This is a genomic window from Sulfitobacter sp. NFXS29, from assembly GCF_040148765.1.
Classification (GTDB): Bacteria; Pseudomonadota; Alphaproteobacteria; order Rhodobacterales; family Rhodobacteraceae; genus Sulfitobacter.
In genome coordinates this window covers 32,986-57,975 of the sequence record NZ_JAGDED010000003.1, presented here as the reverse complement: position 1 = coordinate 57,975, position 24,990 = coordinate 32,986, and the positions used below count along the sequence as shown (strand labels likewise).

Genomic DNA, 24,990 nt, shown 5'->3' with positions numbered 1-24,990 from the left:
CTTTGGGTTTTAGCCTTCGCTCGGGCCGATCATGAAGCAGCTGACGTTGCGCGCGGCCAGACGGCGGCAGGCGAGGTCGGCGCTTTCGCGTGACAGGCCGAGGAAGTTCGCGTCATAGCCTTGCGGACGCTGCACCACTTTGCGCAATGTGCCATCAAGTGTCGACATTTCAGCCAGTGCGGTTTTCAGCAGAACTTTCTCGGCGGCGTAGCGGCTGGGGAAGCGGCCCACGTTGACCCCCCAGTGGCGACCGCCCGAGGTGGAGACGCGGGTCACGATTTCCTGCTCTACCGCTTGCTGTACGGCCAGCGTTACGTCTTTGGGGCGCGGTTCGGGGCGGGGGGAGGCCTGCGCAGCGGCGATGACGACTTCGGCGTCTTTGATCTCTGGTGTGGGCGCGGCGGCGGGCGGGGTTGGCGCGGTTTGCACTGCTTCGCGGAGGGCTGCCGTAATGTCGCTGTTCGAGACGGTGCTGGTTGCTTCGGGGGCAGCCGCGGTGGCCACGACCACGACTTCGCTGCGGGGGCGGAGTTGCGGGCGTTTGGAGGTGGTGACGGCTCCGACAAGGCGGATCGTTTTGCCTGCGGCACCGGGGGCAGCGGGCGTGTCTTCGACATCGGCGTAGACCGGGGGCACTGGTTTGCGCAGGGGGGCCGAGGAGGGGGCGCGGCGGAAGCCGAGGTCCATCAACTCAGCCACTTTGGCATTGCGCGAAGCGGTGGATTTGCCCCCGAAGACGGTCACGATGATCCGTTCGTTGCCACGCTCGGCCGAGGCCGTCAGGTTGAAGCCAGCGGCGCGGGTATAGCCGGTCTTGATGCCATCGGCGCCTTTGTAAGACCCCAGAAACCGGCGGTTTGTGTGGGAGACCTTGCGCACGCCCGCGTCGGCGGTGATGCGCGAGAACAGATTGTAGTACTGCGGGTAATCATAGAGCAGGTGGCGGCCCAGGGCCGTCATATCGCGCGCAGTAGAGAGGTGACCGCTTTCGGTCAGCCCGTGCATATTTTTGAAGGTGGTGCGCGTCATGCCAAGCTGTTTGGCGGTGCGGTTCATCCGGCGGGCAAAGGCGGCTTCGGACCCTTCGATGGCTTCGCCGATCGCGGTGGCGGCATCATTGGCGGATTTCACGGCGGCGGCGCGGATCAGGTAGCGCAGAGCGATCTTTTGGCCCGGACGCATGCCCAGTTTGCTGGGCGGCTCCGACGCGGCGTTCTTGGAGATCGTAACTTGGGTGTCGAGTGAAAGCTCCCCGCGTTCGACCGCTTGAAAAGCGATGTAGAGGGTCATCATCTTGGTCAGGGAGGCGGGGTGCAGGCGCGTGTCGGCGTTTTCCGCGTGGATCTCTTTGCCGGTGCGGGCATCGATGACATAGGCGGCATAGGGGGCGGCCATGGCGCTGAGGGGGAGGATGACCAGAACCCAAAGTGCTGCGAATAGAAATAGCCCGTAGCGGGCCGGCTGAATGCGCCGAGCCTTCATATTTGCCTGCCTTTTACTGCCTCAAGTCGCCGATTTTCGGCTGACCATTTATTGATTGGTTCAAAGCTAGCATAGGACGGCGCATCGCGGAAGCCGTCGAATCCGATGGACAGGGTAAAAAAGGACGGATCCCCCCTCCAATATGTAGAGGCTTGCGCACATTGACCCACTATAAGCGCGAATAAGGCGAGAATTGGGCGTAAATTGGCCCCTAGTGGGGCGTTTGGGGCGGGCGCAGGGGCGACTCACCGGCGCGGGCGAGTCACCCCGACACGATCTTTTTCACCGTTTCCGGAAGGCCCGAGAGGTCGCTGATTTCTGCAAAACGTGGTGAATTGGTTGGCGCTTCGGCGTGCTCCATCGCCCATGTGAGGTCGTGGGGCACATAGACGCCCCAGCCGCCCGCCGCGATCATCGGGCGCACATCGGAGGCCAGTGAGTTGCCGACCATCAGCCCCCGCGCAGCCCCTTGCCCATGCTGCTCAAAAATGTGGCGATAGGCGGCTTCGGTCTTGTGAGAGACGATTTCGACCGCATCGAACCTCTCTCGCAGGCCCGATTGCGCCAGTTTACGCTCCTGATCCAGCAGGTCGCCTTTGGTCACCACGATCAGCCGGTAATCACCGCGCAGGTTTTCCAGCACGTCTTCGACATGGGGCAGCAGTTCGATCGGATGCTCCAGCATCTCGCGCCCGGCGGCGAGCAGGTCACCGATCACCTCGGCGGGGACTTTGCCCCCTGTCACCTCGATTGCGGTCTCGATCATCGACAGGGTGAACCCTTTGATCCCGTAGCCGTAATGCGGCAGATTGCGCCGTTCGGCTTCCAAAAGCCGTGCCATCAGGTGGTCGCGTTCACTATGTTCGGCTAGAAGGGCTGCAAAACGGTCGTGAGAGAGTGCAAAGTAGCGTTCATTATGCCACAATGTGTCATCCGCATCGAAACCGATTGTGGTGAGTGCCCCGCCCATATGTGCTGCCTCTTTCCTAAATTGGTTCAGAGGTTATATAGACGGCTGCACGACGAACAAGCTCTACCCCCAGCCGCAGGAGCAGCAATGCACCGTGACGACGCGAAAGCAGATTGGACGATCCAAGCAGCAGACCGGCCCGCGATGGGTTGGCAGATGATGGCGGACGGCCCCAAGGATGACGACGACACCGAGTTGTTGACCAAGACCCGTCCCAAGACCAAACGCCCGCCGCTTTACAAGGTGATGCTGCTGAACGACGATTTCACCCCGATGGAATTCGTGGTGCATGTGCTGGAGCGGTTCTTTGGCCTGAACCACGCGCAGGCGTTTGAGATCATGTTGACGGTTCACAAAAAGGGCCTGGCCGTGGTTGGCGTCTTTAGCCACGAGATCGCGGAGACGAAAGTGGCGCAGGTGATGGATTTCGCCCGGCGTCACCAGCATCCGCTGCAATGCACTATGGAAAAAGAAGAATAACACGTGATTGATCCGCGACTGGAACTGGCCCTGAACGGCGGTGGGCTGGAGTTGCCCGAAACTGGGGTGATCGCCATCTTTCAGCCCCCCGTGGACGCTGATCTGGCCGGTTTGCCGCCCGAGCGCTGCAAGATCATTCACGATTTCAAACCCGCCTATGACGCTTGGACGGCGCGGGGCTATGAGGCCGCGCATTCGATCGAGGGGCGCTATGCCGCTGCCATCGTCTGCCTGCCGCGCGCCAAACATGAGGCCCGCGCCTTGGTCGCGCAAGCCTGTGCCGTAAGCGACGGGCCGGTGGTGGTTGATGGGCAAAAGACTGATGGCGCGGATTCGATCCTGCGCGAGATGCGGGCGCGGGTGACGGTGCAGGGGCCGATCTCCAAGGCGCATGGCAAGCTTTACTGGATCGACGCGGGCTCTAGCGATTTCTTCACCGATTGGGAAGCTGGCCCCGCCCAGACAGAGGGCGGCTTTTGGACCGCGCCGGGGGTTTTCTCTGCCGATGGGGTTGATCTGGCCTCGGCGCTGTTGGTGGATGTGCTGCCTGATAACCTTGGGGCCGAGGTGGCCGATCTGGGCGCGGGCTGGGGGTTCCTCTCGGCGCATATCCTGACCCGGCCCAAGGTGAAGACCGTGCATCTGGTCGAGGCCGGGCATTTGGCGCTGGAATGCGCGCGTCATAACGTGACCGATGATCGCGCCGTGTTTCATTGGGAAGACGCCACCGAATGGCAGCCGCCGCACCGGATGGACACCGTCGTGATGAACCCGCCCTTCCACACCGGCCGCGCCGCTGAGCCGCAAATTGGTCAAGCCTTTGTTGCCGCCGCCGCGCGTATGCTATCGGGGCAGGGCGATCTGTGGATGGTGGCCAACCGGCATCTGCCCTATGAGGCGGAACTGAAGAAACGCTTTGCTCAGGTGGCGGAGCTTGGAGGCGATGCGCGGTTCAAACTGTTCCACGCCACCCGCCCGCTGACCCGGCGCCGCTAAGCCTTAAGGGGGTATCCCGATGTCTTTCTCGATCTCTGGTAAAACGGCCATCATCACCGGTGCGGCAGACGGCATCGGCCTTGCCATTGCACGGCATCTGGCCGACCGGGGCGCCAATGTAATGTGTGCCGACTCTAACGAGAAAAAGCTGATGGAGGAGTTGGGCGACACGCCGGACGAGGGCAATATCCGCGTTTTTGCCGGGGACCTACGCCAGCGGCTGACCATCGCCAACCTCGTTTCGGCCACGATCGACGCCTACGATCAGGTCGATATCCTTGTGAATGCCTCGCGGCAGGTGTTGCCGACCGATCCGCTGGATGTGGAAGACGGCTCGGTTGATACGCTGTTACAGCAAAACCTGATGACGGCGCTGCAACTGTCGCAGCAAGTGGCGCGGCGGATGATAAAACAGGCCGAGGGCCAGAGCGAGGGGCAGGTGGGGTCAATCATCAACCTCAGTTCCATTGCGGCACAACGTCACCAGCCGGATATGATGGGCTATGCCATTGCCTCGGCGGCGGTGCAGCAGATGACCCGCTCTCTGGCGCTGGTGCTGGCGCAGCACCGGATACGGGTGAATGCGATCTCTTTCGGGTCGGTGATGAGCGCGTCGCTGCGCGCCGCCGTGGCCGAAAACCGCGATTGGCGCGAGGATATTCGCGCGCATACGCCGCTTGGCCGTATCGCCGGGCCGAATGAACTTTGCGAGGCGGTGCAATTCCTCGCCGCCGAAAGCTCGGGCTTTATGACCGGTGAGATCATGACCATTGATGGTGGGCGCACCTTGCTTGATGTGGTCTCGGCCCCCGCGCATTGAAACCCGCGCCTCAAGGCGGGGCGGCAGTTTTCTTCGGCAAAAATGAATTCATCCATCTTTCGCCCTTGACCCCAATGCCAAGCTGCCTTATCCGACGCGCCACGGCGTTATAGCTCAGTTGGTTAGAGCGAACGACTCATAATCGTTAGGTCCCTGGTTCAAATCCAGGTAACGCCACCATCCTCCCCCCTTTTTCGTATGACGATATGCCTGCTGGGATTGTACAGGCCACCTGCGCTTGGGTTGCACGCTGCGCTGGAAGGGATAGAAGATAGCCCATGCCCCGCGCGGGTTTGAGCAGATGAAAGCAGCCTTATGACCACGGAAAACTTCGTTCACGAGATCAACGTCACCTGGGGCGATTGTGACCCGGCGCAGATCGCCTATACGGCGCGGCTGCCCTATTTTGCGCTGGATGCGATCAACGCATGGTGGGAGGCGCATTTCGATGGCGATGGTTGGTTCCAGTTGCAGATCGACCGCAACATCGGCACGCCTTTCGTGAACCTTTCGATGGATTTCCGCAGCCCGGTCACGCCACGGTACAAGTTGATGTGCGAAACTTATCCGACTCGGCTCGGCAATAAGTCCATTACCTTCGGCATGAAGGCGCGGCAGAACGGTGTGCTGTGTTTCGAGGGGTCGTTCACCTGCGTCTTCACCATCGCGGATGTGTTCGAAAGCCAATCCGCCCCCGAAGAACTGGCCCGGGTGATCAAACCACTTGTCCGCACCGACCTCGCCTGAGGCAATCGGTCTGAGGCGGTTGAAGTTCCCCTGATTGCAGCGTCTTATCGCGCTGCATATCGAGGGAGACAGAGATGACGATCAGGACTGCGGTAATCGGATTGGGGATCATGGGCCGGCGCATGGCCGAGAACATGGTGCTGCACCCCGGCTTCACCGTCACCACCATGTGGGATCCGGATCCTGCAGCCTGTGCCGCCGCGCAAAAGATCGCGCCGGAGGCCACAGTGTCGGCCACGGCGTCCGAGGCGATGGCCGATGTCGATCTCGTTTACCTCGCCTGCCCTCCGGTGCCGCGCAAAGCCTATGCGCTTGAGGCCGCGGCGGCGGGCAAGGCGATCTTCCTCGAAAAACCGCTGGGCGTGGACATCGCGGAGAGCCGCGCTTTGGTAGCCGAGTTGCAGGCTGCGGGCGTCCCGGCAGCGGTGAATTTCACCCAAGCGGCAGGGGCGGCGCTGACCGATCTGACGCGGTCGATCGGTGAGGGCGCGCTTGGCGATCTTTGCGGTATCGACATCATCGTGACCTATCCGGCCTGGCCCCGTGCGTGGCAGGTGGACGCGGATTGGCTGCGCTTTGCCCAAGAGGGCGGCATGACCCGCGAGGTAATTTCGCATTTCCTGTTTTTGAGCGAGCGGGTGCTGGGGCCGCTGACCCTGCAATGGGCCCATGCGGAATACCCCGACGCCAAACTTTGCGAGACCCATGTCGCGGCACGGCTGGTCAATGCCGAGGGCTTGCCGGTTTCGATCCTCGGCTCTGTTGGTGGCGTGCAGCCGGACCGGCAAGAAGTGACGGTAAAAGGGGCCAAGGCCAGCCGCCGCATCTCGGAGTTTGCTATCGACACCCTGTCGACCGGAGAAGCCTTCGCGCCGACCAACAGCAGCCCCACCGACACCCGCGCCACCAGCCTCAAAGCGCAGCTTGACGACATGGCGCTTCTGATGGACGGCGGCCCGAGCCGACTGGCCACACCAGAAGAGGGGCTGCGCGTGCAGGAGCTTATCGAAGGCATATTGGCCAACCGGGGGGCGCAGTCATGACCGCCACCTTGCAGTCATCGCCCGAAACCTGCCACTGGGGCTACTTTGAGGCCAGCCGCCCGCCTGCCTTGACGATCCAAAGCGGCGACGAGGTGATCATCAACACCGTCTCGGGCGCGCCGAACTGCCTGCCGCCCGAGGGCTTCCATGTCCCGCCCGAACTTTACGACATCCACAAGGCCGGCCCGCCGCCGATGCCCGGTCATATCCTGACCGGCCCGGTGGCCGTTGCAGGCGCGATGCCCGGGGATGTGCTGAAAGTCGATATCCTTGATGTCGCGCTGCGGCAGGACTGGGGCTATAACTTCATCCGCCCCTTGGCGGGCACACTGCCGCAGGATTTCACCGAGACCTATCACAGCAACATCCCGCTGGACGCAGAGCGGGGCATCGCCCGTCTGCCTTGGGGGCAGGAACTGCCCTTGGCTCCGTTCTTTGGCGTCATGGCCGTAGCACCGCCGCCTGAATGGGGCCGGATCGCCACCATTGAGCCGCGCAAACATGGGGGCAATCTGGATAACAAGGAGTTAGTGGCGGGCAGCACGCTTTACCTGCCGGTTTTCAACGAAGGGGCGCTGTTTTCCTGCGGGGACGGACACGGCGCGCAAGGCGATGGCGAAGTCTGCGTCACGGCGATTGAGACGGCGCTACAGGGGCGCTTTCGCCTGACTGTGTTGAAGGACCGCGGGCTCAGCTATCCGCAGGCCGAAACGCCGAGCCATGTGATCACCATGGGCATGGCCCCCGACCTTGACCGCTGCGCGGAGATGGCCCTGCGGGAGATGATCGCATTGGTGTCTGCACGCGCGGGGATCAGCCGTGAGGATGCTTATGTGCTCTGTTCGCTGGCGGGGGATCTGCGCATTACTCAGACGGTGAACCGCGAAAAGGGCGTGCATATGATGATGGCGAAAGACCTGATCGGCGGTTAGTGCCAGCGCCAACCAAAGAAAAAGGGCCGCATCGCTGCGGCCCTTTTGCGTTTCTACCTAGTGGCAGATCACTCCTCTGCCCAAGCCATCCGCGCCGGGTGGTATTCAAACCCGATATGGTGCGCGGCACCCACCAACCCTTCGCGGGTGTGGTTGTAGAGCGAGCGCCAGTAGGGCTGGATCGTGACGCCATCGTCTTGCAGCATCTTCTCACCCCGGGCCATGATCTCGCGCCGTGCGTCAACATCGGCTGTGGCCAGCGCCTCGGAGAGTAGGGCGTCGAACTCGGGGTTGGCATAGCCAAACTCGTTCCACGCCTCGCCCGAGCGGTAGGCCAGTGCCCAGATTTGCACGCCCAGAGGCCGCGCGTTCCAGTTGGTGGAGGAGAAGGGGTATTTCACCCAGTCGTTCCAGAAGGTCGAGCCGGGCAGGATCGTCCGCTTAACCTTGATGCCCGCGTCACGCAGCTGCGCGGCCACGGCATCGGTCGTGTCCTTGCGCCACGCATCGTCGATCGAGAAGAGCTCATGCTCATAATCGGCCATGCCAGCTTCTTCCATCAGCGCGCGGGCGGCTTCGGGATCGGTCTTGGGCGGTTCGACCTCTGCATATTCGGGGTGCATCGGGCCGACGTGGTGGTTTTCGGCCACGATCCCACGACCGGCATAGCCCAGTTCCAGCAGCACGGCGTTGTCGACCGCCAGTTGCAGCGCGTTGCGCACACGCTTATCTTCGTAAGGCTTCATGCCGTCGATTTCGGCCAATTGGTTGGGGCGGATCACGATGGTCGCCGCCGTGGCGATCTCGTTCTCGACCCAACCGTCGAGCGTGCTCATCACGTCGATGTATTCGCCTTCCATGGAGTAGAAAGCGTCGACTTCTTCGGCCTCGGCAGCGGCGATCCATGCGGAAGGGTCGGTGCCGTAGTCGATGTATTCCAGACGGTCGATGTAGGGGCCGCCAAAGACTTCAGTGCCCCACCATGTGTGGTCGGGGTTCTTCACCAACACGCTTTTCACGCCCACTTCGAGCGATTCGGGCAGGTAGGGGCCGGTGCCCTTGGGGTTTTCCAACATGGTGTCGGGGTCAAAGCCCTCGGGCGTGATCGCGGCGGGGTAGTCGGCCATGCCGGGGATCAACGTGATGTCGGATTTGGGCAGCTTCAGCTTGACCGTGTGGTCATCAATCACCTCAATCGCACCTTCGATGGCCTTGCCGGTTTCCTCATCCACCAGCGTGGCGAAACGGCCCGCCATGGAGTTGCCCTCGAGCGATTTATCGCACCAGCCTTCGATGTTGCGCGCCACGTCTTGCGCGGTGAAGGCAGTGCCGTCGTTCCATGTCACGCCCTTGCGGACGTTCAGCGTGTATTCAGTGGCGTCGTCGTTGATCTCCCAGCTTTCCAGCAGGCCGGGGGTGAAGGTGCCGTCGTTCTCCCAGATGGCGAGGTATTCCAGCCAGCCGCGGCTGAAGTTGGCGATCTGAGACCAGTCATAGGTGCGCGGGTCTTTCAGGGCACGCACCTCCATCTGCATCCGCACGGTGCCGCCGTCCTTGAGGTTGGCATGGGCCGCCGCACGCGCGGGCGCGGCCATGCCAAGCATCCCATAAGCTGTGGCGGACGTGGCCCCGAAGGCGCTCGCAATCGCCAGAAACTCGCGTCTGCTGACGGGGTCTTTCTTGGCGTTCTCGGCTGATGTCAGCACGGATTGCGGCAGCGGTTTTCCGGTGCGTGTCAAAAATTCCATGATTTTCCTCTCTGTTGGTGCGCTGGCCGGAGCCGTCGCGGATCCCCACTTTTAAGGGTGGGGCAGGTGATGCAGTTGACCTGCTTTTGTCGCCTCTTGAGGTGGGCGCGGGGTGTTTAGTCTGCCGATCAGGCGCGTTGCGTCAAGCCTGTCGCGGGAAGTTGAGCAGCAAGCTAGCGCAGGAAACCGCCCCGGCAAGCGGGCTGGCCGGGAAAAATCGCCGTCAAAATGGCGGTTTAGGCCGGATCACGCGCCGCTTTGAAAAGCGCCTCGAGCCGGGCGGGGTCGCCGACCTCATTGGCCAGCATCAGCACCAGTCTCGCGTTCAGGGCGTGGCTTTCCGCTTCGCTCAGCCCTTCGTGGGCGGCCATGAGCGCGGCATAGACGGTGTCGCCCTCGGCGCCGAGGTTGTCTTGAAGGATCATGCGGTGGCTCCTTTCGCGCAGTCCAAAGCGCCGTCAAAGGCACGGGCAAAGGCGCGGGAAATCGCGGCCCTGTCGGGCTGGTCGAAGACGGCGCAGACATGGCCATCGGGGCGCAGCAGATAGAGGAACCCGCTGCCATAGCGCCGCTGTGCATGGCCATCCTTGCCCTGAAAACAGGGGTAGGCATCCTGCGATTGGTCGATGCCGATACGGCTCAGGCCGGGGATGTCCGGGGCCGTGATCCCGCCGACCGCCAGCAGGGTGAACTGGCCCTGAGCCTCCCCCAGCAGCCAGCGATCCCCCACAGGCCCGGCAAGCGGCGCGTCGATCAGCGCGCTGCCGGGGCGCAGAGGGGCATCGCCTGCAGTTTGCAGCGGGCTATGGGCCAGCGTGCAGGGTTGTGACAGGCGGCCCGAGTTAATCAGTTTGCGGGCGAAAGGATGACGCGCGGCGAGGGTCAGCACCTCATTGCGAAACAGGGTTTCGATGGGGGATTTGGGTGTCATAAAATTCGTCGCGCGGGCGGAGTTGCGCATGTTCTCATCCGCGCCATGCCCGCGTTCGATGTCATAGCTCTCAATCAGGCTGGTGGGCGCGTCGCCCTGCACGACAGCGGCAAGCTTCCAGCCGAGGTTGTCGACATCCTGCACCCCGCCATTGCCGCCCCGCGCGCCGAAGGGGCTGACCACATGGGCGCTGTCGCCGACAAAGACCACGCGGTCATGCACGAACTTCTCCAACCGTGCGCAGCGGAACTTATAGACGCTCATCCAATCAAGTCGGAAAGGCGCATCGCCCAGCATCTGCTTCAGGCGCGGCACGACTTTCTCTTCGGTCGCCTCGGCCTTCGGGTCGGTCTCTGGCCCCAGTTGCAGGTCGATGCGGTAGATGTTGTCGGGCTGTTTGTGCAGCAGCGCGGATTGGCCGTTGTGAAAGGGTGGGGCGAACCAGAACCAACGCTCGGGCGTGTCATGGTCGCCAAAGGGGGAGGTTTCCATCTCTACGTCGGCGATCAGGAAATGTTCGTCAAAGGTCTGGCCCTCGAAGGGCAGTCCCATGCGTTTGCGGGTGGCGGAGCCTGCGCCATCGCAGGCGATGTACCAGTCGGTTTCCAGTTGATACGGGCCGTCCGGCGTCTCAACCGTCAGTTCGACGTGATCGGCGTGGCCCTTGTGATCGATGACTTTATTTAAAAACCGCAGGTCGATCAGGTCGGGAAAATCCTGTGCGCGTTCAACAAGGTACTCTTCGACATAGTATTGCTGGAGGTTCACGAAGGCCGGGTATTTATGCCCCGGTTCGGGCAGCAGATCGAAGTTATAGACCTCCCTTTCGCCGTGAAACTGGCGGCCCACTTTCCATGTCACGCCTTTTTCCAGCATCCGCTCACCGATGCCCAGCCTGTCGAAAATCTCTAGCGTCCGTTTGGCCCAGCAGATCGCGCGAGAGCCGAGCGAGACGACATTGTTGTCATCCAGCACGACCGAGCTCACGCCCCGCAGGGCCAAGTCCACGGCCATCGACAGGCCAATGGGGCCCGCGCCCACGATCACCACCGGGTGCCGTGGCTCGGGCGCGGTGAGGCCGGGCGGGGGGCTGTAGGGAAAGGGGGTGTAGGCATAGGCCATGGCGGTTTCCTCAGACAAGAGCGCGCAAAAGCAGCAGGGCAAGCAAGGCCAGTGTGGTCAGCGTCACCCGTCGGCGCGACTTGCGGTGCTCTGGCGCGCGCAGCATCTTTGACCAAACCTGTGCCGTATCGCGCAGCCCCGCATAGGGCTGCCCGCTCCGGCGTGCAGCTTGGCGGCGGTGATCCATCACCAGTGCAAAGACCAGATAGAACCAGAGCGCCAGTGCCAGTAATATCAGGGCAGTAAGGAGCGCGGGCAGGGGCATCAGTCCGACAGCGCCTCCCACATCTCCTTATCGCGTGCGGCGGTCCAGATGCGCGGCGTGTCAATGTCGAGCGCTTCGTCATAGGCGCGGGCGACGTTGAAGGGCAGGCAGTGCTCATAAATCGCATAGTCGCCGAACTTGGGGTCACATTCGGCGCGCACGGCGTCCCATGCCTCTTTCAGCGTACCACCGCGGAGGGCCACGCGGGCCGCCGGGCGGTAGGTGGAGCGCACGAAGTCGGCGGTGCTGTCGATCGCCGAGTTGACCATCTCGCGGCCCACCAGCGCGTCGCCGCGACCCGGCGCGATGGCGTCGAGGTCAAAGGCGCGGATGCGTTCCAGCGTGCCGGGCCAGTCGTGAAAATGCCCATCGCCGCAGTAGCAGGCGGAGTGGTATTCGACGATGTCGCCGGTGAACATGACGTTCTGATCGGGCACATAGATCACCGCATCACCCGCCGTATGGGCGCGACCAAGCTGCATGATGTCGACCCGGCGCTTGCCGAGATAGACACTCATACGGCCGTTAAAGGTGGTGGTGGGATATGTCAGGCCGGGGATGCTCTCGTGGCCTTCAAACAGGCGCGGGAAACGCTCGAACTCGCTGTCCCAATCTTCTTGGCCACGCTCGGCGACCATGGCGCGGGCTTTCTCGGACATGATGATTTGCTGCGCGCCAAAGGCCGAGGCGCCGAGCACGCGCACGGCGTGGTAGTGGGTCAGCACCACATGGCTGATCGGTTTGTCGGTGACCGAGCGGACGCATTCGATGACCTTATTCGCCAGACGCGGTGTGGCCTGCGCTTCGATGATCATCACACTGTCGTCGCCGATGATGACGCCAGAGTTCGGATCGCCCTCGGCGGTGAAAGCGTAAAGTCCCTCGCCCACCTCTGTGAAGGAGATTTCCTTTTCGGTCATGTCGCCTTGGGATGCGAATTGCTTGGCCATGTGATGTCCTTCTGTCTTGGTTCGCCTGCGCGGTTGCGCGGCCTGTTCAGGAAAAGTCGATTGCCGGGCGAATTTTGCCGGTGCAGCTGCCGAAGCCTACGCGAAAGCCATCGCCCTGTGCGTGGCCGGTGAGGGTCAGCGTGTCGCCGTCCTCGACAAAGCTGCGGCTGCTGCCATCTGCGAGGGTGATCGGCTCTTTGCCGCCCCATGACAGTTCCAGCAGCGACCCGCGTTGTGATTTTTCGGGGCCTGAGATCGTGCCGGACCCCAGCAGATCGCCCGCGTTCATCGCACAGCCCGAAGAGGCGTGATGGGTCAACTGCTGCGCGGCGGAGTAGTACATCTCGCTGTAGTTGGTGCGGGCGATTTCTTCGGCCGCGCCCCCCTCGGGCTGGAGCAGCACCGACAGGTCAATGTCATAGAGGCCGGGCTTCTCTTCGCGCAGGTAGGACAGGAGGTCCTTCTCGCGCTCTGGCGTGGAGGTGCGGAACGGCTCAAGCGCGTCGCGGCTCACGATCCAAGGGGAGATCGATGTGGCGAAGGCTTTGGCTTGGAACGGGCCGAGGGGTTGGTATTCCCACGCCTGAATATCCCGCGCTGACCAGTCGTTGAGCAGCACGTAGCCAAAGATCATCTCATCCGCCTCGTCGATGCTGACGGGCTGGCCCATCTCGGTCGACGTGCCGACGATCGCGCCCATCTCAAGCTCGATATCCAGCCTCTGGCAGGGGCCAAAATGCGGCGCCTCGGCGTCTGGGGCTTTTAGCTGGCCATTGGGGCGGGTGATCTCGGTCCCCGATACGACGACGGTAGAAGCGCGGCCATTGTAGCCGATGGGGATATGCAGCCAGTTCGGCGGCAGGGCGTTTTCGGCCCCGCGAAACATCGTGCCGACATTGGTGGCGTGATGTTTGCCCGCGTAGAAATCCGTATATTCCGAGACCATCATCGGCATGTGCAGCCGCGCTTCGTCCATCGGTACCAGATGCGGCGCGACGGCGGCCTGATCCGGGGCATCCGCGCTAAGCAGCTCCACCAGCCGCGCCCGCAGGGAGGCCCATGCCGCTGGGCCAAGGTCCATCACATCGTTCCAATAGGGCACATCGAACACCGGCTCTTCGGCGAGGGTGATTAGCCCCTCTTCTTCCAAAGCGGCCATGTCGAGGATCTGATCGCCAATCGCCACGCCACAGCGCGCTTCCAGCCGATTGGTCGTGAAAACACCGTAGGGCAGATTGTTGAGGGGGAAATCGGTATCGGCGCTGTTGGCGCTTTCCACCCAAGAGGTCATCAGGGTCATGTCGGTCCTTTCAGGGGGCAGGCGGGTCACTTCTTGCCAGGTGTGCCGTCGAATTTCTTCTCAAGGCTCTCCCAGCAGTCGATGTAATCGTCCTGCAGGGGTGCTTCTTTGGCGGCGAATTCGGTCAGATGCTGCGGGAAGCGGGTCTCGAACATGAAGGACATGGTGTTGTCGAGCTTATGCGGTGCAAGCTCAGCGTTTGACGCCCCCTCGAATGCATTTCGGTCCGGCCCATGCGGCAGCATCATGTTGTGCAGGGACATCCCGCCAGGGACAAAACCCTTGGGCTTGGCGTCATACTGACCGTGGATATTGCCCATCAGCTCAGACATGATGTTCTTGTGATACCACGGCGGGCGGAAGGTATCTTCGGCCACCATCCAGCGGTCGCGGAACAGCACGAAGTCGATGTTGGCGGTGCCTTCGACGCCCGAGGGCGCGGTCAGAACGGTAAAGATCGACGGGTCGGGATGGTCAAAGAGCACCGCGCCCACGGGGCAATAGGTGTTCAGGTCGTATTTCACCGGGGCGTAGTTGCCATGCCATGCCACCACGTCGAGCGGCGAATGCCCGATCTTGGTCTCATGGAACTGGCCGCACCATTTGATCGTCACCGTCGAAGGCGTCTCGCGGTCTTCAAAGGCGGCCACGGGGGTTTTGAAATCGCGCGGGTTCGCCATGCAGTTGGCGCCAATCGGGCCGCGGCCGGGCAGGTGGAACTTCTGGCCATAGTTCTCACATACAAACCCCCGCGCCGGACCGTCGAGCACTTCGACACGGTAGACCAGCCCGCGGGGGATGATGGCGATCTCTTGCGGGGCGATGTCCATCACGCCCAACTCGGTGCAAAAGCGCAGCGTGCCTTCCTGCGGGACGATCAGCAACTCGCTGTCGGCGGAGTAGAAATAGCTGTCCACCATACTGTCGGTGACCAGATAGATATGGCTCGCCATGCCGATCTGCGTGTTCACATCCCCCGCCGTGGTCATAGTGCGCATGCCGGTAAGCCAGGTCAGCGGCGCGTCGGAATGCGGCACCGGATCCCAGCGGTATTGGCCAAGGCTGGTCACGTCCTGCGGCTGATGCGGGGCGGATTTCCAATAGGGCAGGTCGATCCGCGCGTACCGCGACGAGTGTTTCACCGAGGGCCGGATGCGGTAGCACCACGTGCGCTCGTTCTGATGAGACGGTGCGGTAAAAGCGGTGCCTGAAAGCTGTTCGCCATAGAGCCCGTAATTGCATTTCTGCGGGGAGTTCATGCCCTGCGGCAGCGCACCGGGCAGGGCCTCCGTCTCAAAATCATTGCCAAAACCGGGCATATAGCCCGGATGCATGCCCGAGGTGGTGGCCGCGGTTGTCATCGTCGTCGGCTTTGAATGGCTGGTCATCTGTGCCCCCTTGCAGAATCTGTTGCGACTGTAATAGTTGGATTTGTAACTAACAAGCGGTGTAGTATGGCGGACGACGATTTTCAGCTTCAGTATTTTTTGCCCTACCTGTTGAACCAAGCGGCAGAGGCCTCATCGCTTGAGTTTCAGCAGATCTACAAAAGTCGCTATGGGATGCTGCGCACCGAATGGCGGGTGCTGTTCCACCTCGGGCTTTACGGGCAACTCACGGCGAGTGAGATCGGCCAGCGCGCGCGGATGCATAAGACCAAGATCAGCCGCGCCGTGCACCGCCTGACGGAACGGCGCTTTGTCACCCGCACCCGCGACGATGGCGATCGCCGGGTAGAGCATCTGTCGCTGACCCGGCAAGGCCAAGCGGCCTATGACGATCTGCGCGCGGTGGCACAGCGCTATAATGCGGCGCTGATGGACACGCTCGACCCTGCCGAGGCCGCGGTGCTGCGGCGGACGCTGCTCAAGCTTTCGGATGTGGCGCAAGAGGGCTTTACTTAGGCTGTGGAAATCGCCACCGATGGCGCATGACAGATCAGACCAAAGGCCTCCTGCTCACTTTTCTCGGGGTGATGTGCATCGTTCCCGAGGCGCTTTTCGTGCGCGTCATCGACGCGCCAATGCTGACGCTGGCGTTCTGGAAAGTGACCCTCGTGGGATCGGCGATTGGCACAGGGTTGCTGCTGGGCCAAGGCATCGCGCCCTTCCGCGCCCTGCGCCGCGCCGGTTGGGCCAGCGCGATTTACGTCGGCGGCGTGGCCTGCGCCGGGGTCGGCTTTGTGCTGGCGGTGCGCCTGACTTCGGTGGCGAATGTGGTCTTCATCCTCGCCTCATTGCCCGTCTTCGCGGCGATCTATAGCAAGGTCTTTCTGGGTGAGCCGATCAGCCGACGCATGTTCTTTACCATCGCGGCGGTGCTGGCCGGGCTTGCCGTGATCGCCTTTGGCTCGGGCGAGACCGAAAATGCCTCGCGCGCGGGGGACCTGCTGGCGCTGTCGATCTCGGCGATCTTTGCCGGTGCGCTGACTGCGGCGCGCCACGCGCGCGCGGTGTCGATGGTGCCGGCGGTCGCGCTGGCCTATCTGCTGGCCGGAGCGGTGCTGCTTCCCGTGGCGCAACCCTTGCAAATGCCCGGCTCAGAGTTGCCCCAAATGCTACTCTATGCCGTCTTTATGGCGGCCAGTGCTGGGCTCATCGCCCTTGGGCCGCGCTATATTTCAAGCGCCGAAGTGGGCCTGCTGGTGCTTTTGGAATCCGTGCTCGCTCCGCTGTTGGTCTGGGCCGTACTGGGCGAAGACCCGGGCATCTATCCGCTGATCGGCGGCGGCATCGTTGTGGGGGCGCTGTTCCTGTCGAACCTCATCGCCCTGTCACGCCGCCGCCGTGTCGTGCCGCCGCTGCCTCATCACTAACTTTAAAAGTCGGGGGTGACGCCCGGAAGGTCCAACGCCTTGATCAATTCGCGCAGCTCCTGACGCGCCGCGATGTTGGAGATATTGAGCTGTTTCACCCCGATATCTTTGAGGTCCAGCAGCGTCAGGCCGCGCGGAAAAAGCTCCCGAAAGATCACCCGCTCATTAAATCCCGGTGCGGTGCGAAAGCCGATCCGCTTGCTAAGATTGCCAATTGCGCGTTCCATCTTTTCCTTATTGACCATTCGCTGCGCACCCAAACGGTTGCGCACCACGACCCAGTCAATCGCCGAAAGCCCGGCCTGCGCCCGCAATTGCCGCGCATTCCAAACCATCTCGGAATAGACCGATGGCCCAGTGATCTTTTCCCCATTGGCGTCGATATGGGCCAGCAGGTCAAAGTCGATGAAACTGTCGTTAAGCGGGGTGATCAGCGTGTCTGCCAGCGAATGCGCGACCTGGCTCAGCCGGGTATGAGAGCCGGGACAGTCGATCAGAATGAAATCATTGTCGGGCTCTAACTCCGCCACAGCCGCACTGATACGGTGGTCATACATGTTTTCACCGGGGCGGAGGCTGCTGGCCTCCACATCCGGCAATTCGCAAAGCGTCGGACTGGCAAGCGTCAAACCAGAGTCGCGCATGAAATCACGGCGGTTCTCGATGTAGCGGCCAAAGGTCCGCTGCCGCAGGTCGAGGTCCAGCCCGCTGACCTTATGGCCAAGGCGCGCCAAGGCCGTCGCCACATGCATGGAAACGGTCGATTTGCCCGCGCCGCCTTTTTCGTTACCGACGACGATTATATGCGCCATACTGCTGTCCCTTCGCGCCTGCCGCTTCAGCAGGATATTGTTGAGCCGCACTATATGTAGGGTTCACGCCTTTGGAAAGTGGCGAGGCGGCGTGTTCAGCCAGACCGTGGCAGCGCTGCCGCGTTTGGACAACAGAGGGATTTGCCCTATTTTCACCAGCTAAGGCCCAGTGTAACACCGCGCCTTACCGCCCTGACAGGCGGTCAAAGCAACCGTTCACCCAAGGTCCCCTTATGGCAGATCACCACCCCACCTCATCAAAACCGACAACCGCGCGGGGCGTGCTGCCGTCTTTAGGCGCAGTGATCGCGGAATTCGCGCTTGTCTGTCTGCTGGTGGCGCTGGTGCCGATCACGGTCTACCTTGATACAGCGGTTCTGAGCGATGGCGTCTCCGAAGACTCGCTGACAGAACACATGCACAACACCCTGCTCGCCATCGCAGCTGCCATCTTCATGATGGGCGCATACAAACACGTGGGCATGCGGGGCTATCTCACATTGGCGGCCACGCTCTTCGCCTGCATGTTTCTGCGCGAATATGATGCCGCGCTCGACCGTATCCAACACGGCTTCTGGATTTATCCCGCCCTCGTGACGCTGGCCGTGGGCAGCTTCACCGCGTGGCGCAACCGCGGGACAACGCTCCTGCCGATGCTGCACCATTTGCGAACCCGCTCTGCCACCTTTGTCTATATCGGTGTGGTGCTGCTGCTGTTCTTTTCGCGGACCTTCGGCACCGGTGCGTTGTGGGAGGCCGTCATGGGCGCCGCCTATGACCCCCAAGTCAAAACCACCGTCCAAGAAGGCACCGAGCTGCTCGCCTACCTGCTGATCGCCTACGGCGCGGTGCTCTCGCACCTGCACGGCTACGGTGCCCAAGCCGCTTTACAAGAGCGCCGCCTCTAACCCCGGCCTCCTCCACGCGCGCCGTTCTCCACCGATGCGCAGCCCTCCCCCCATTTCATCCTTTTAAAAATACCGCCCAACCGCTTGCAACATACGCCCGGTCCCGGCCCCCTTTTCCGCAACGCAAAAGGCGCGACCCATAGGGGCCGCGCCTTTGCATTCACAATGTAGGGTAGGCTTAGAAGCCCAGACCTGCATATTTGTTCTTGAACTTCGACACGCGGCCGCCGGTGTCCATGATGCGGCCAGTGCCGCCGGTCCACGCGGGGTGCACGGAAGGGTCGATGTCGAGCGACAGTTGGTCGCCTTCTTTGCCCCATGTCGATTTCATTTCCACAACGGTGCCGTCGGTCATTTTGACGTTGATGATGTGGTATTCGGGATGTGTATCGGTTTTCATCGACCAGTCCTTTATGCGTTCGCGCGGGGCTTGTAGTGAGCGTTTTCGACGATCCGTGCGGATTTACCGCGACGGCTGCGCAGGTAGTACAGCTTGGCGCGACGCACGCGGCCACGGCGCACAACGGTGATGCTGTCGATGTTGGTCGAATGCAGCGGGAATACACGTTCCACGCCTTCGCCAAAGGAAATCTTGCGCACGGTGAAAGACCCGGCGATGCCGTGGCCGTTCTTGCGCGAAATGCAGACGCCTTCGTAGTTCTGCACACGGGTGCGGGTGCCTTCGGTGACTTTAAAGCCAACGCGAACGGTATCACCGGCACGGAAGTCGGGGATCTCTTTCCCCAGTTCGGCGACTTGTTCCGCCTCGATCTCTGCGATCAGGTTCATCTGACCTATCTCCTATGATGTTCGCGGTATTCCACGAAATTATGTCGCGACCCAGAGCTTCGGGTTCTATCGGGCAGCGCCGGGATCATTCTCGATCACAAGGGCCCCCGCCGGAGGTATCGTCGTCATTACTTTATTCGCTTGCGCCGAAACGCAAAGCACCGGAGCCGCCAAAGCGATTCCGGATGCGCGGGGTATAGGGGGCAATCGCTCAAGGATCAAGGGGGCTGTTGCCGCCTTGATCCCCAGATTTTCAGCTCAGCGCGTCAGGCCAGCGCAATCACGCCCAAGACGACGAGCAGGAAAAGCACCAGCACGATGCCGATCAGCACCTTCGCCCCGGTCATCGCAGCCCCCGACACGCGGCCAAAGCCCAAGAGAGCCGCCACAGCGGCGACGATCAGCAGAATGAGAATTAGTTCAAGCATTTGGTTTCTCCCTCCAATATGGGGGATCAACGCATCGCGCGGGGCCGGGTTCCCTGGGGGCCGCTTGCTTAGTCTTTGCCCTCAAACGCGGCCCACATGTCGGGGCGGCGTTTGCGGGTCAGGTCTTCGGCCTGCGCCTGCCGCCATTTCGCGATCTCACCATGGTTGCCCGACATCAGCACGGGGGGGATTTCGCGCCCCTCCCATTCGGCGGGGCGGGTGTATTGCGGGTGTTCCAGCAGTCCAGAAGCATGGCTTTCTTCTTCGATACTCTCGGCATTGCCCAAGACGCCGGGCAAAAGGCGCACGGTGGCGTCGACCATCGCCTGTGCAGCCAGCTCGCCACCCGTCATGACGAAATCGCCCAAGCTGACCTCGGTGATGCCGAAATGCTCGATCACCCGCTCATCGACGCCCTCAAACCGCCCGCAGAGCATCGTCACCCCTGCGCAGCTTGCCAGATCGCGCGCCATGGCCTGATCGAACCGTCGCCCGCGCGGTGACATGTAAAGGATCGGCCAGCGCCCATGAGCGTGGCTTTGCGCGCGGGCCAGAGCCGGGCCAACCACATCGGCGCGCATCACCATGCCCGCCCCGCCGCCCGCGGGGGTGTCGTCGACATTGCGGTGTTTGCCGATGCCGAAATCGCGCAGGTCGTGGGTGTGCAGCTGCCAGCGGCCTTCGTGCAAGGCCTTGCCGGTCAGGCTGGCCCCCAGCACGCCGGGGAATAGATCGGGAAACAGGGTCACGATCCGGGCTTGCCAGACATCGGCGTAATCGGGCGCGTCTTGCATCAAGGCGCGGGGTGTCAGGCTGGGCCGTGCGCTTTGGCGTCCGTGAGAGCGGGTGGGTTTCATGCGGTTCCTGCCTGTGTCAGTAGGGCGGTCTTGGCGCGGCGGCGCGCCTGAGGGTCATCGGCGTGTTGGCGGTTGGCGTCAAGCAGAGCCTGCAAGAGTTCCGCAGGCAAGCGTCGGTTCACGGGCGGTGGCAGCGTTAACTGCGCCATGACCTCGGGCGGCAGCTCGCACAGATCCAGCAGCGGGGTTGCCGGGCCAAGCGGTAGGTCGCGGCACGCCTCCAGCCGCGCGTGATGCACGGGGCAGGGCAGGCGGCGGGCGATTGTCTCGACCACCGTGTCCAATGCCGCCGCAGGGGCGTAGCGGGCGGTGAACTCGGCAAGGTCCAGCGTCATGGACGAGGCTTTGACATGTTCCCAATAGGCCGAAGCGATCCACTCCGCCGGGTCACGGGTCGAGAGGTAGACCATGATCTCTGCCCGAGGAAACCGTTGGCGCAGGCTGCTGGTGAAGCTGTCCAACAACTCGGGCGCGGCGCTGTAATCGGCCAGATCGCCCCGGCCCGGCAGATGGCCCGCCAGTTCCTCAGCCGAGAGGATAAGGGTCCGGCGTGGCATCCGGGGCAGGGCGTCGAGCAAGGCGACGAAGCGGTGTTCGGCCTTGAGCAGCGTAAGCGGATCGCGCCATGTGGAATAGCCGCGCGTGGCATGCAGCAGGTCTTTCATTTGCCAACGCAGGCGCAGCGCGACATGGGGTTTCAGCGCGCTGCGGTTCGCGCGCAATGTGGCCTGAAGGGAGCTGGTCCCGGTCTTATGAAAGCCAGCGTGCAGGATGATCCGGCGGGGCATCATCCGGCTCCGGTCTCAGCCATCCTTGCCATCCGGCAGCACGCCCAGGGGCGGGTCGGCAACGATCCGGCCCGATGCAAGATCGACGGTCGGCACGGCGGCCTTGGTGAAGGGCAGGAATGTGGTGGCCGATGTGCCCGCCAATTGCAGTTCCAGCAGGTCGTCCGCCCCGTGGTTTTGCACCGTTTTCACGCGGCCCAGCAGCGCGCCGCCGGTGTCATAGACCTCAAGCCCGATGAGATCGGCGTGGTAGAACTCATCATCCGGCAGACCGGGAAGTTGGTCGCGCGCGGCAAAGAGCGAGACACCGCGCATGTCGTCGGCCTCTTCCTTGGTGGTGATCTCGGCGATGCGGGCGGCAAAGCCGTTCTTGACCGGGTGCAGCAGAGCAAGGGTGAAGGTCCGGCTGCCATCCTCGGTGCTCAGCGGGCGGTAGCCCTCGATGTCTTCGGGAACGGCGCAGTAGCTTTTCACGCGCACTTCGCCGCGCACGCCGTAGGCACCCGCGATGGCACCGACACAGATCAGGTCTTGGTCACTCATTGCAACAACTCCGAATTCACGCAGATCGTCCCGGTCCATTCTCCGGCCCCGGCTTTGCATTCGTCCTGCATTAACTGCCGATCGTAGCGGATGCCAAGGACAAAGCCGAGCACGAGCACGGACAGAAGGAACAGTAGCTTTTTCATTAACGGGCCTCGACCTTCAGGTGCGGGGCGCGCACCTCCCACCCTTTGGTTTCCAGTTCCGGCGTCAGGCTGTTGTCCTCGGGCCAGCCCATGCAAAGATATGCCACCAGCGACCAGTCCTTTGGAACGGCAAGATCACGGTTCAGCCGCGCAGGGTCAAGCACGGAAACCCAGCCCAGCCCAAGGCCATGGGCGCGGGCGGTGAGCCACAAATAGTTGATCGCACCCACCACGGAATAGCGGCGCATCTCGGGCATCGTTCCGGCACCAAGGCCGCTGCCCTTGTCGGTGCTTTCATCACAGTAAATCGCCAATTGCTCGGGCGCGTCGCTCATGCCCGAAAGCTTGAGCCCGGCATAGAGCGCGGCCTTCTCACCGTCATATCCGGCAAGGGCGTGTGCATTGGCAGTTTGGAAATTCTCAAGCGCGGCTTGGCGCGCGGTGTCGGACTGCACGCGGATGATCCGCCATGGTTCCGACAGGCCCACAGAAGGGGCGAGGGTAAAACTGTCGAAGCAGGTTTGCACCAGCGCCTCGTCCAGCGGGTCTGTGCGAAAGCGGCGCACATCGCGCCGCCATCGCATCAGGTCGTGCAGCCCGGCACGGAAGTCTTCAGAGAATGCATCCATGCCGGGCGCTCGCAGCTTATTCTGCGGAAGCTTCTTCAGCAGGTGCGTTGGCAGCTTCGGCAGCGGCAGCGGCTTTGTCAGCCTTCTCTTGAACGCGTTCCTGAGCTTTCTTGCCCGGTGTGCCCTTCTTGGGGTTGTTACGCTCGGTCTTTTCGCGAACGCCAGCGGCTTCCAGCATACGTGTCACACGCTCGGTCGGCTGGGCGCCTTTGGCGATCCATGCTTCGATCTTTTCAACGTCCATCTTTACGCGGTCTTCGCTGTCTTTGGGCAGCAGCGGGTTGTAGGTGCCCAGCTTCTCGATGAAGCGGCCGTCGCGCGGCATGCGGCTGTCGGCTGCAACGATACGGTAGAAGGGGCGCTTTTTGGAGCCGCCGCGGGCGAGACGAATTTTCATGGCCATGATGAGTAGTCCTTTGAGTTTGTAAGCAAGAAGGGGCTGCGCCCCGCCTTACGATTGGTGGCTTTTGTGGTGCTGAATGACTTCAGCGATGATGAAGTTCAGGAACTTCTTGGCGAATTCGGGGTCGAGGTCGGCCTCTTTCGCCAAATCTTCGAGCCGTGCGATCTGGGCCGCTTCGCGGGCCGGATCGGACGGGGGAAGGTCGTGTGTGGCCTTGAGTTTCCCCACGGCCTGTGTGTGTTTGAACCGCTCGCCTAAGGTATAGACGAGGATCGCGTCGAGCCGGTCGATCGAGGCGCGGTGCCCTTTCAACAGCTCGGCGGCGCGGTTGGCGATATCTGTGGTGGTGTCGGTCATTTCTTTTTCCCGAAACCGCTGAGGCCGCCGGGCAGGCCCATGCCGCCGCCGCCGAATGGATTGCCGCCGCCCAGGCCGCCGGGCAGCTTGCCGCCCATCTGCTTGGCCGCGGCTTCGAGCGCCTTTGGGTCCATCTGGCTAGGGTCCATGCCGCCGGGCATGCCGCCCTTGCCCATCATGCCTTTCATAGCCTGCTTGAGCATGCCGCCTTTGCCCATTTTGCCCATCTTCTTCATCATGTCGGACATCTGGCGGTGCATCTTCATCAGCTTGTTGAGGTCAGAAACCTCCATGCCGGCACCGCGGGCGATGCGCTTTTTGCGGCTGGCTTGCAGCAGGGCAGGGTTGGCACGCTCTTTCTTGGTCATCGACTGAATGAGGGCAATCTGTTGCTTGAGGATCTTATCGTCGAAACCGGCGTCTTCGACCTGTTTCGCCATTTTCCCCATGCCGGGCATCATGCCCATCATGCCCTGCATGCCGCCCATCTTGATCATCTGCTCAAGCTGCATCTTCAGGTCGTTCATATTGAACTGACCCTTCGCCATGCGCTTCATCATCTTCTCGGCCTGTTCGGCCTCGATGGTTTCTTGGGCCTTTTCGACCAGCGCGACGATGTCGCCCATGCCGAGGATACGGCCCGCGATGCGCTCAGGCTCGAAAGTCTCAAGCGCGTCCATCTTTTCGCCAAGACCGACGAATTTGATCGGCTTGCCCGTCACGGCACGCATCGAGAGCGCCGCACCGCCACGGCCATCGCCGTCCATCCGGGTCAGAACGACACCGGTGATGCCGATACGCTCGTCAAAGTTCTCGGCGGTGTGCACGGCGTCTTGGCCGGTCAGGCCGTCGACCACCAACAATGTTTCACGTGGATTGGCCACGTCACGCACGGCTTTGACCTGCTGCATCAACTCTTCGTCGATCGACAGGCGGCCCGCGGTGTCGAGCATATAGACGTCATAGCCGCCCAAGCCCGCCTGCGTCTTGGCGCGTTTGGCGATTTGCACTGGGGTCTCGCCCTTGACGATCGGCAGCGTGTCGACGCCGATTTGCACGCCAAGGATCGCCAGCTGTTCCATCGCCGCAGGGCGGTTCACGTCGAGCGAAGCCATCAGCACGCGCTTGCCGTCACGCTCTTTTAGGCGTTTGGCCAATTTTGCGGTGGTCGTGGTTTTACCGCCACCCTGCAGGCCGACCATCAGGATCGGGGCGGGCGGGCTGTCGATTTTCAGCGCGCCGGGCTCGCCTTCGCCTTTCAGCGTGTCGATCAGCGCGTCATGGACGATTTTGACGACCTGCTGGCCCGGCGTGACCGATTTGGTCACCGCTTGGCCGGTGGCCTTGTCCTGCACCGTTTTGACGAATTCGCGCGCCACGGGCAGCGAAACGTCAGCCTCCAGCAGGGCAACGCGCACTTCGCGCAGGGCGGTTTTGACATCTTCGTCGCTGAGCGCGCCTTGCTTGGTCAGGCGGTCAAAGACACCAGAGAGCCGTTCGCTGAGATTTTCAAACATGGGCACAGGGCCTTTCGGGTCGGTTGCACTTGCCCCTATTTAAGGACGCGCGCGAAAATGCACAAATGCCCCAGTGGGCGCAACGCGCTGACTGGGGGCGATCCCGACGCCATGCCGGGACCGGAAGGCAATGCTTCCGGAGGTTGAAGGGCGTTTACGCGCTGGCGCGGCGCGAGTCAAGCCGGGCAGGGCGGGCGGCAAAGCACCGCCCT

General features: G+C 62.3%; 30 protein-coding genes and 1 tRNA gene. 10 read left to right on the top strand and 21 right to left on the bottom strand.

The window, feature by feature from the left end:
- Positions 1–9 precede the first annotated feature (9 nt).
- Together J3456_RS06865 and J3456_RS06860 are read right to left on the bottom strand one after the other, a co-directional pair.
- Positions 10–1,482, bottom strand: coding sequence for a D-alanyl-D-alanine carboxypeptidase family protein (locus J3456_RS06865; protein WP_259946435.1), 1,473 nt, complete (start codon positions 1,480–1,482; stop codon positions 10–12).
- Between the two features lie 262 nt (positions 1,483–1,744).
- Positions 1,745–2,452 carry an HAD family hydrolase gene (locus tag J3456_RS06860; RefSeq protein ID WP_349579485.1) on the bottom strand — a complete coding sequence of 236 codons (708 nt, stop codon included), beginning with the start codon at positions 2,450–2,452 and terminating at the stop codon, positions 1,745–1,747.
- 156 nt (positions 2,453–2,608) lie between these two features.
- On the opposite strand from J3456_RS06860, the gene clpS reads away from it, so the two are divergent.
- From clpS to J3456_RS06825, 7 genes are all read left to right on the top strand, one after another.
- The gene (gene clpS, locus J3456_RS06855) at positions 2,609–2,932 is read left to right on the top strand and encodes an ATP-dependent Clp protease adapter ClpS (RefSeq protein WP_120352290.1); all 324 of its coding nucleotides are present in this window, start codon (positions 2,609–2,611) and stop codon (positions 2,930–2,932) included.
- Positions 2,933–2,935: 3 nt separating this feature from the next.
- Positions 2,936–3,928, top strand: a complete 993-nt coding sequence (locus J3456_RS06850; RefSeq protein ID WP_349579484.1) for a class I SAM-dependent methyltransferase — start codon at positions 2,936–2,938, stop codon at positions 3,926–3,928.
- 19 nt (positions 3,929–3,947) lie between these two features.
- Complete coding sequence (locus J3456_RS06845) at positions 3,948–4,748, top strand: SDR family NAD(P)-dependent oxidoreductase (protein WP_349579483.1); 801 nt, start codon at positions 3,948–3,950, stop codon at positions 4,746–4,748.
- Positions 4,749–4,851: 103 nt separating this feature from the next.
- Positions 4,852–4,928, top strand: a tRNA-Met gene (locus J3456_RS06840).
- Between the two features lie 135 nt (positions 4,929–5,063).
- Positions 5,064–5,495, top strand: coding sequence for an acyl-CoA thioesterase (locus J3456_RS06835; protein WP_349579482.1), 432 nt, complete (start codon positions 5,064–5,066; stop codon positions 5,493–5,495).
- 74 nt (positions 5,496–5,569) lie between these two features.
- Positions 5,570–6,538 (top strand): Gfo/Idh/MocA family protein, encoded by a 969-nt coding sequence (locus J3456_RS06830; RefSeq protein ID WP_349579481.1) that lies wholly within the window; start codon positions 5,570–5,572, stop codon positions 6,536–6,538.
- Positions 6,535–7,470: an acetamidase/formamidase family protein gene (locus tag J3456_RS06825; RefSeq protein WP_349579480.1), complete on the top strand. Its 936-nt coding sequence runs from the start codon at positions 6,535–6,537 to the stop codon at positions 7,468–7,470. The genes J3456_RS06830 and J3456_RS06825 overlap by 4 nt, the downstream gene beginning before the upstream one ends.
- Positions 7,471–7,538: 68 nt before the next feature.
- Here the strand turns inward: J3456_RS06825 and J3456_RS06820 are convergent, their stop codons facing one another.
- The 7 genes from J3456_RS06820 to hmgA form a co-directional block, all read right to left on the bottom strand.
- Positions 7,539–9,218 carry an ABC transporter substrate-binding protein gene (locus J3456_RS06820; protein WP_349579479.1) on the bottom strand — a complete coding sequence of 560 codons (1,680 nt, stop codon included), beginning with the start codon at positions 9,216–9,218 and terminating at the stop codon, positions 7,539–7,541.
- 236 nt (positions 9,219–9,454) lie between these two features.
- The gene (locus J3456_RS06815; RefSeq protein ID WP_349579478.1) at positions 9,455–9,643 is read right to left on the bottom strand and encodes a DUF2783 domain-containing protein; all 189 of its coding nucleotides are present in this window, start codon (positions 9,641–9,643) and stop codon (positions 9,455–9,457) included.
- Complete coding sequence (locus J3456_RS06810; RefSeq protein WP_349579477.1) at positions 9,640–11,271, bottom strand: FAD-dependent oxidoreductase; 1,632 nt, start codon at positions 11,269–11,271, stop codon at positions 9,640–9,642. Before J3456_RS06810 ends, J3456_RS06815 begins: the two co-directional genes overlap by 4 nt.
- A gap of 10 nt (positions 11,272–11,281) precedes the next feature.
- Entirely contained in the window at positions 11,282–11,536 is a 255-nt protein-coding gene (locus J3456_RS06805; protein WP_349579476.1) for a hypothetical protein, read from the bottom strand.
- Complete coding sequence (locus J3456_RS06800) at positions 11,536–12,486, bottom strand: MBL fold metallo-hydrolase (RefSeq protein ID WP_349579475.1); 951 nt, start codon at positions 12,484–12,486, stop codon at positions 11,536–11,538. The genes J3456_RS06805 and J3456_RS06800 overlap by 1 nt, the downstream gene beginning before the upstream one ends.
- Before the next feature lie 46 nt (positions 12,487–12,532).
- Positions 12,533–13,786 carry a fumarylacetoacetase gene (gene fahA / locus J3456_RS06795; RefSeq protein ID WP_349579473.1) on the bottom strand — a complete coding sequence of 418 codons (1,254 nt, stop codon included), beginning with the start codon at positions 13,784–13,786 and terminating at the stop codon, positions 12,533–12,535.
- A 26-nt stretch (positions 13,787–13,812) separates the two neighbouring features.
- Positions 13,813–15,174 carry a homogentisate 1,2-dioxygenase gene (gene hmgA / locus J3456_RS06790; RefSeq protein ID WP_502989494.1) on the bottom strand — a complete coding sequence of 454 codons (1,362 nt, stop codon included), beginning with the start codon at positions 15,172–15,174 and terminating at the stop codon, positions 13,813–13,815.
- A 66-nt stretch (positions 15,175–15,240) separates the two neighbouring features.
- On the opposite strand from hmgA, the gene J3456_RS06785 reads away from it, so the two are divergent.
- Entirely contained in the window at positions 15,241–15,690 is a 450-nt protein-coding gene (locus J3456_RS06785) for a MarR family winged helix-turn-helix transcriptional regulator (protein WP_349579472.1), read from the top strand.
- A 26-nt stretch (positions 15,691–15,716) separates the two neighbouring features.
- Positions 15,717–16,601, top strand: coding sequence for a DMT family transporter (locus J3456_RS06780; protein ID WP_349579471.1), 885 nt, complete (start codon positions 15,717–15,719; stop codon positions 16,599–16,601).
- A gap of 2 nt (positions 16,602–16,603) precedes the next feature.
- Here J3456_RS06780 and J3456_RS06775 read toward each other — a convergent pair whose 3' ends face one another.
- Positions 16,604–17,413 carry a division plane positioning ATPase MipZ gene (locus tag J3456_RS06775; RefSeq protein ID WP_259946419.1) on the bottom strand — a complete coding sequence of 270 codons (810 nt, stop codon included), beginning with the start codon at positions 17,411–17,413 and terminating at the stop codon, positions 16,604–16,606.
- 233 nt (positions 17,414–17,646) lie between these two features.
- Between J3456_RS06775 and J3456_RS06770 the strand changes: the two genes are divergently transcribed.
- On the top strand, positions 17,647–18,321 hold the full coding sequence (locus J3456_RS06770) for a hypothetical protein (RefSeq protein WP_349579470.1): 675 nt from the start codon (positions 17,647–17,649) through the stop codon (positions 18,319–18,321).
- 178 nt (positions 18,322–18,499) lie between these two features.
- Here J3456_RS06770 and rpmE read toward each other — a convergent pair whose 3' ends face one another.
- The 11 genes from rpmE to ffh all read right to left on the bottom strand — a co-directional run bounded on the left by rpmE (position 18,500) and on the right by ffh (position 24,778).
- Positions 18,500–18,721: a 50S ribosomal protein L31 gene (gene rpmE / locus J3456_RS06765; RefSeq protein ID WP_067262252.1), complete on the bottom strand. Its 222-nt coding sequence runs from the start codon at positions 18,719–18,721 to the stop codon at positions 18,500–18,502.
- An 11-nt stretch (positions 18,722–18,732) separates the two neighbouring features.
- Positions 18,733–19,110 carry a 50S ribosomal protein L19 gene (rplS, locus tag J3456_RS06760; RefSeq protein WP_067627182.1) on the bottom strand — a complete coding sequence of 126 codons (378 nt, stop codon included), beginning with the start codon at positions 19,108–19,110 and terminating at the stop codon, positions 18,733–18,735.
- Positions 19,111–19,376: 266 nt separating this feature from the next.
- On the bottom strand, positions 19,377–19,538 hold the full coding sequence (locus tag J3456_RS06755; RefSeq protein WP_082849512.1) for a DUF1328 family protein: 162 nt from the start codon (positions 19,536–19,538) through the stop codon (positions 19,377–19,379).
- 68 nt (positions 19,539–19,606) lie between these two features.
- Complete coding sequence (gene trmD, locus J3456_RS06750; RefSeq protein ID WP_349579469.1) at positions 19,607–20,395, bottom strand: tRNA (guanosine(37)-N1)-methyltransferase TrmD; 789 nt, start codon at positions 20,393–20,395, stop codon at positions 19,607–19,609.
- On the bottom strand, positions 20,392–21,183 hold the full coding sequence (locus J3456_RS06745; protein ID WP_349579468.1) for a hypothetical protein: 792 nt from the start codon (positions 21,181–21,183) through the stop codon (positions 20,392–20,394). The genes trmD and J3456_RS06745 overlap by 4 nt, the downstream gene beginning before the upstream one ends.
- Positions 21,184–21,198: 15 nt before the next feature.
- Positions 21,199–21,726: a ribosome maturation factor RimM gene (gene rimM / locus J3456_RS06740; RefSeq protein WP_259946411.1), complete on the bottom strand. Its 528-nt coding sequence runs from the start codon at positions 21,724–21,726 to the stop codon at positions 21,199–21,201.
- The gene (locus J3456_RS06735) at positions 21,723–21,872 is read right to left on the bottom strand and encodes a hypothetical protein (protein WP_162931880.1); all 150 of its coding nucleotides are present in this window, start codon (positions 21,870–21,872) and stop codon (positions 21,723–21,725) included. Before J3456_RS06735 ends, rimM begins: the two co-directional genes overlap by 4 nt.
- Positions 21,872–22,501: a 5,6-dimethylbenzimidazole synthase gene (gene bluB, locus J3456_RS06730; protein WP_349579467.1), complete on the bottom strand. Its 630-nt coding sequence runs from the start codon at positions 22,499–22,501 to the stop codon at positions 21,872–21,874. The genes J3456_RS06735 and bluB overlap by 1 nt, the downstream gene beginning before the upstream one ends.
- A gap of 16 nt (positions 22,502–22,517) precedes the next feature.
- The gene (rpsP, locus tag J3456_RS06725) at positions 22,518–22,904 is read right to left on the bottom strand and encodes a 30S ribosomal protein S16 (protein ID WP_067939640.1); all 387 of its coding nucleotides are present in this window, start codon (positions 22,902–22,904) and stop codon (positions 22,518–22,520) included.
- Positions 22,905–22,952: 48 nt separating this feature from the next.
- Positions 22,953–23,261: a chorismate mutase gene (locus tag J3456_RS06720; RefSeq protein WP_349579466.1), complete on the bottom strand. Its 309-nt coding sequence runs from the start codon at positions 23,259–23,261 to the stop codon at positions 22,953–22,955.
- On the bottom strand, positions 23,258–24,778 hold the full coding sequence (ffh, locus tag J3456_RS06715) for a signal recognition particle protein (RefSeq protein WP_349579465.1): 1,521 nt from the start codon (positions 24,776–24,778) through the stop codon (positions 23,258–23,260). The genes J3456_RS06720 and ffh overlap by 4 nt, the downstream gene beginning before the upstream one ends.
- Positions 24,779–24,990 lie beyond the last annotated feature (212 nt).

Excerpts from the sequence above, each read along its gene's own strand:
- J3456_RS06755 (WP_082849512.1), bottom strand. The coding sequence starts at position 19,538 with ATGCTTGAACTAATTCTCATTCTGCTGATCGTCGCCGCTGTGGCGGCT.
- rpsP (WP_067939640.1), bottom strand. The coding sequence starts at position 22,904 with ATGGCCATGAAAATTCGTCTCGCCCGCGGCGGCTCCAAAAAGCGCCCC.
- rplS (WP_067627182.1), bottom strand. The coding sequence starts at position 19,110 with ATGAACCTGATCGCAGAGATCGAGGCGGAACAAGTCGCCGAACTGGGG.
- J3456_RS06845 (WP_349579483.1), top strand. The coding sequence starts at position 3,948 with ATGTCTTTCTCGATCTCTGGTAAAACGGCCATCATCACCGGTGCGGCA.
- J3456_RS06830 (WP_349579481.1), top strand. The coding sequence starts at position 5,570 with ATGACGATCAGGACTGCGGTAATCGGATTGGGGATCATGGGCCGGCGC.
- J3456_RS06720 (WP_349579466.1), bottom strand. The coding sequence starts at position 23,261 with ATGACCGACACCACCACAGATATCGCCAACCGCGCCGCCGAGCTGTTG.
- ffh (WP_349579465.1), bottom strand. The coding sequence starts at position 24,778 with ATGTTTGAAAATCTCAGCGAACGGCTCTCTGGTGTCTTTGACCGCCTG.
- fahA (WP_349579473.1), bottom strand. The coding sequence starts at position 13,786 with ATGACCCTGATGACCTCTTGGGTGGAAAGCGCCAACAGCGCCGATACC.
- J3456_RS06820 (WP_349579479.1), bottom strand. The coding sequence starts at position 9,218 with ATGGAATTTTTGACACGCACCGGAAAACCGCTGCCGCAATCCGTGCTG.
- J3456_RS06825 (WP_349579480.1), top strand. The coding sequence starts at position 6,535 with ATGACCGCCACCTTGCAGTCATCGCCCGAAACCTGCCACTGGGGCTAC.
- J3456_RS06815 (WP_349579478.1), bottom strand. The coding sequence starts at position 9,643 with ATGATCCTTCAAGACAACCTCGGCGCCGAGGGCGACACCGTCTATGCC.
- clpS (WP_120352290.1), top strand. The coding sequence starts at position 2,609 with ATGATGGCGGACGGCCCCAAGGATGACGACGACACCGAGTTGTTGACC.
- J3456_RS06860 (WP_349579485.1), bottom strand. The coding sequence starts at position 2,452 with ATGGGCGGGGCACTCACCACAATCGGTTTCGATGCGGATGACACATTG.
- J3456_RS06800 (WP_349579475.1), bottom strand. The coding sequence starts at position 12,486 with ATGGCCAAGCAATTCGCATCCCAAGGCGACATGACCGAAAAGGAAATC.
- rpmE (WP_067262252.1), bottom strand. The coding sequence starts at position 18,721 with ATGAAAACCGATACACATCCCGAATACCACATCATCAACGTCAAAATG.
- J3456_RS06775 (WP_259946419.1), bottom strand. The coding sequence starts at position 17,413 with ATGGCGCATATAATCGTCGTCGGTAACGAAAAAGGCGGCGCGGGCAAA.
- J3456_RS06785 (WP_349579472.1), top strand. The coding sequence starts at position 15,241 with ATGGCGGACGACGATTTTCAGCTTCAGTATTTTTTGCCCTACCTGTTG.
- J3456_RS06865 (WP_259946435.1), bottom strand. The coding sequence starts at position 1,482 with ATGAAGGCTCGGCGCATTCAGCCGGCCCGCTACGGGCTATTTCTATTC.
- J3456_RS06805 (WP_349579476.1), bottom strand. The coding sequence starts at position 11,536 with ATGCCCCTGCCCGCGCTCCTTACTGCCCTGATATTACTGGCACTGGCG.
- J3456_RS06770 (WP_349579470.1), top strand. The coding sequence starts at position 17,647 with ATGGCAGATCACCACCCCACCTCATCAAAACCGACAACCGCGCGGGGC.
- J3456_RS06810 (WP_349579477.1), bottom strand. The coding sequence starts at position 11,271 with ATGGCCTATGCCTACACCCCCTTTCCCTACAGCCCCCCGCCCGGCCTC.
- J3456_RS06780 (WP_349579471.1), top strand. The coding sequence starts at position 15,717 with ATGACAGATCAGACCAAAGGCCTCCTGCTCACTTTTCTCGGGGTGATG.
- J3456_RS06735 (WP_162931880.1), bottom strand. The coding sequence starts at position 21,872 with ATGAAAAAGCTACTGTTCCTTCTGTCCGTGCTCGTGCTCGGCTTTGTC.
- bluB (WP_349579467.1), bottom strand. The coding sequence starts at position 22,501 with ATGGATGCATTCTCTGAAGACTTCCGTGCCGGGCTGCACGACCTGATG.
- J3456_RS06745 (WP_349579468.1), bottom strand. The coding sequence starts at position 21,183 with ATGCCCCGCCGGATCATCCTGCACGCTGGCTTTCATAAGACCGGGACC.
- trmD (WP_349579469.1), bottom strand. The coding sequence starts at position 20,395 with ATGAAACCCACCCGCTCTCACGGACGCCAAAGCGCACGGCCCAGCCTG.
- hmgA (WP_502989494.1), bottom strand. The coding sequence starts at position 15,174 with ATGACCAGCCATTCAAAGCCGACGACGATGACAACCGCGGCCACCACC.
- rimM (WP_259946411.1), bottom strand. The coding sequence starts at position 21,726 with ATGAGTGACCAAGACCTGATCTGTGTCGGTGCCATCGCGGGTGCCTAC.
- J3456_RS06835 (WP_349579482.1), top strand. The coding sequence starts at position 5,064 with ATGACCACGGAAAACTTCGTTCACGAGATCAACGTCACCTGGGGCGAT.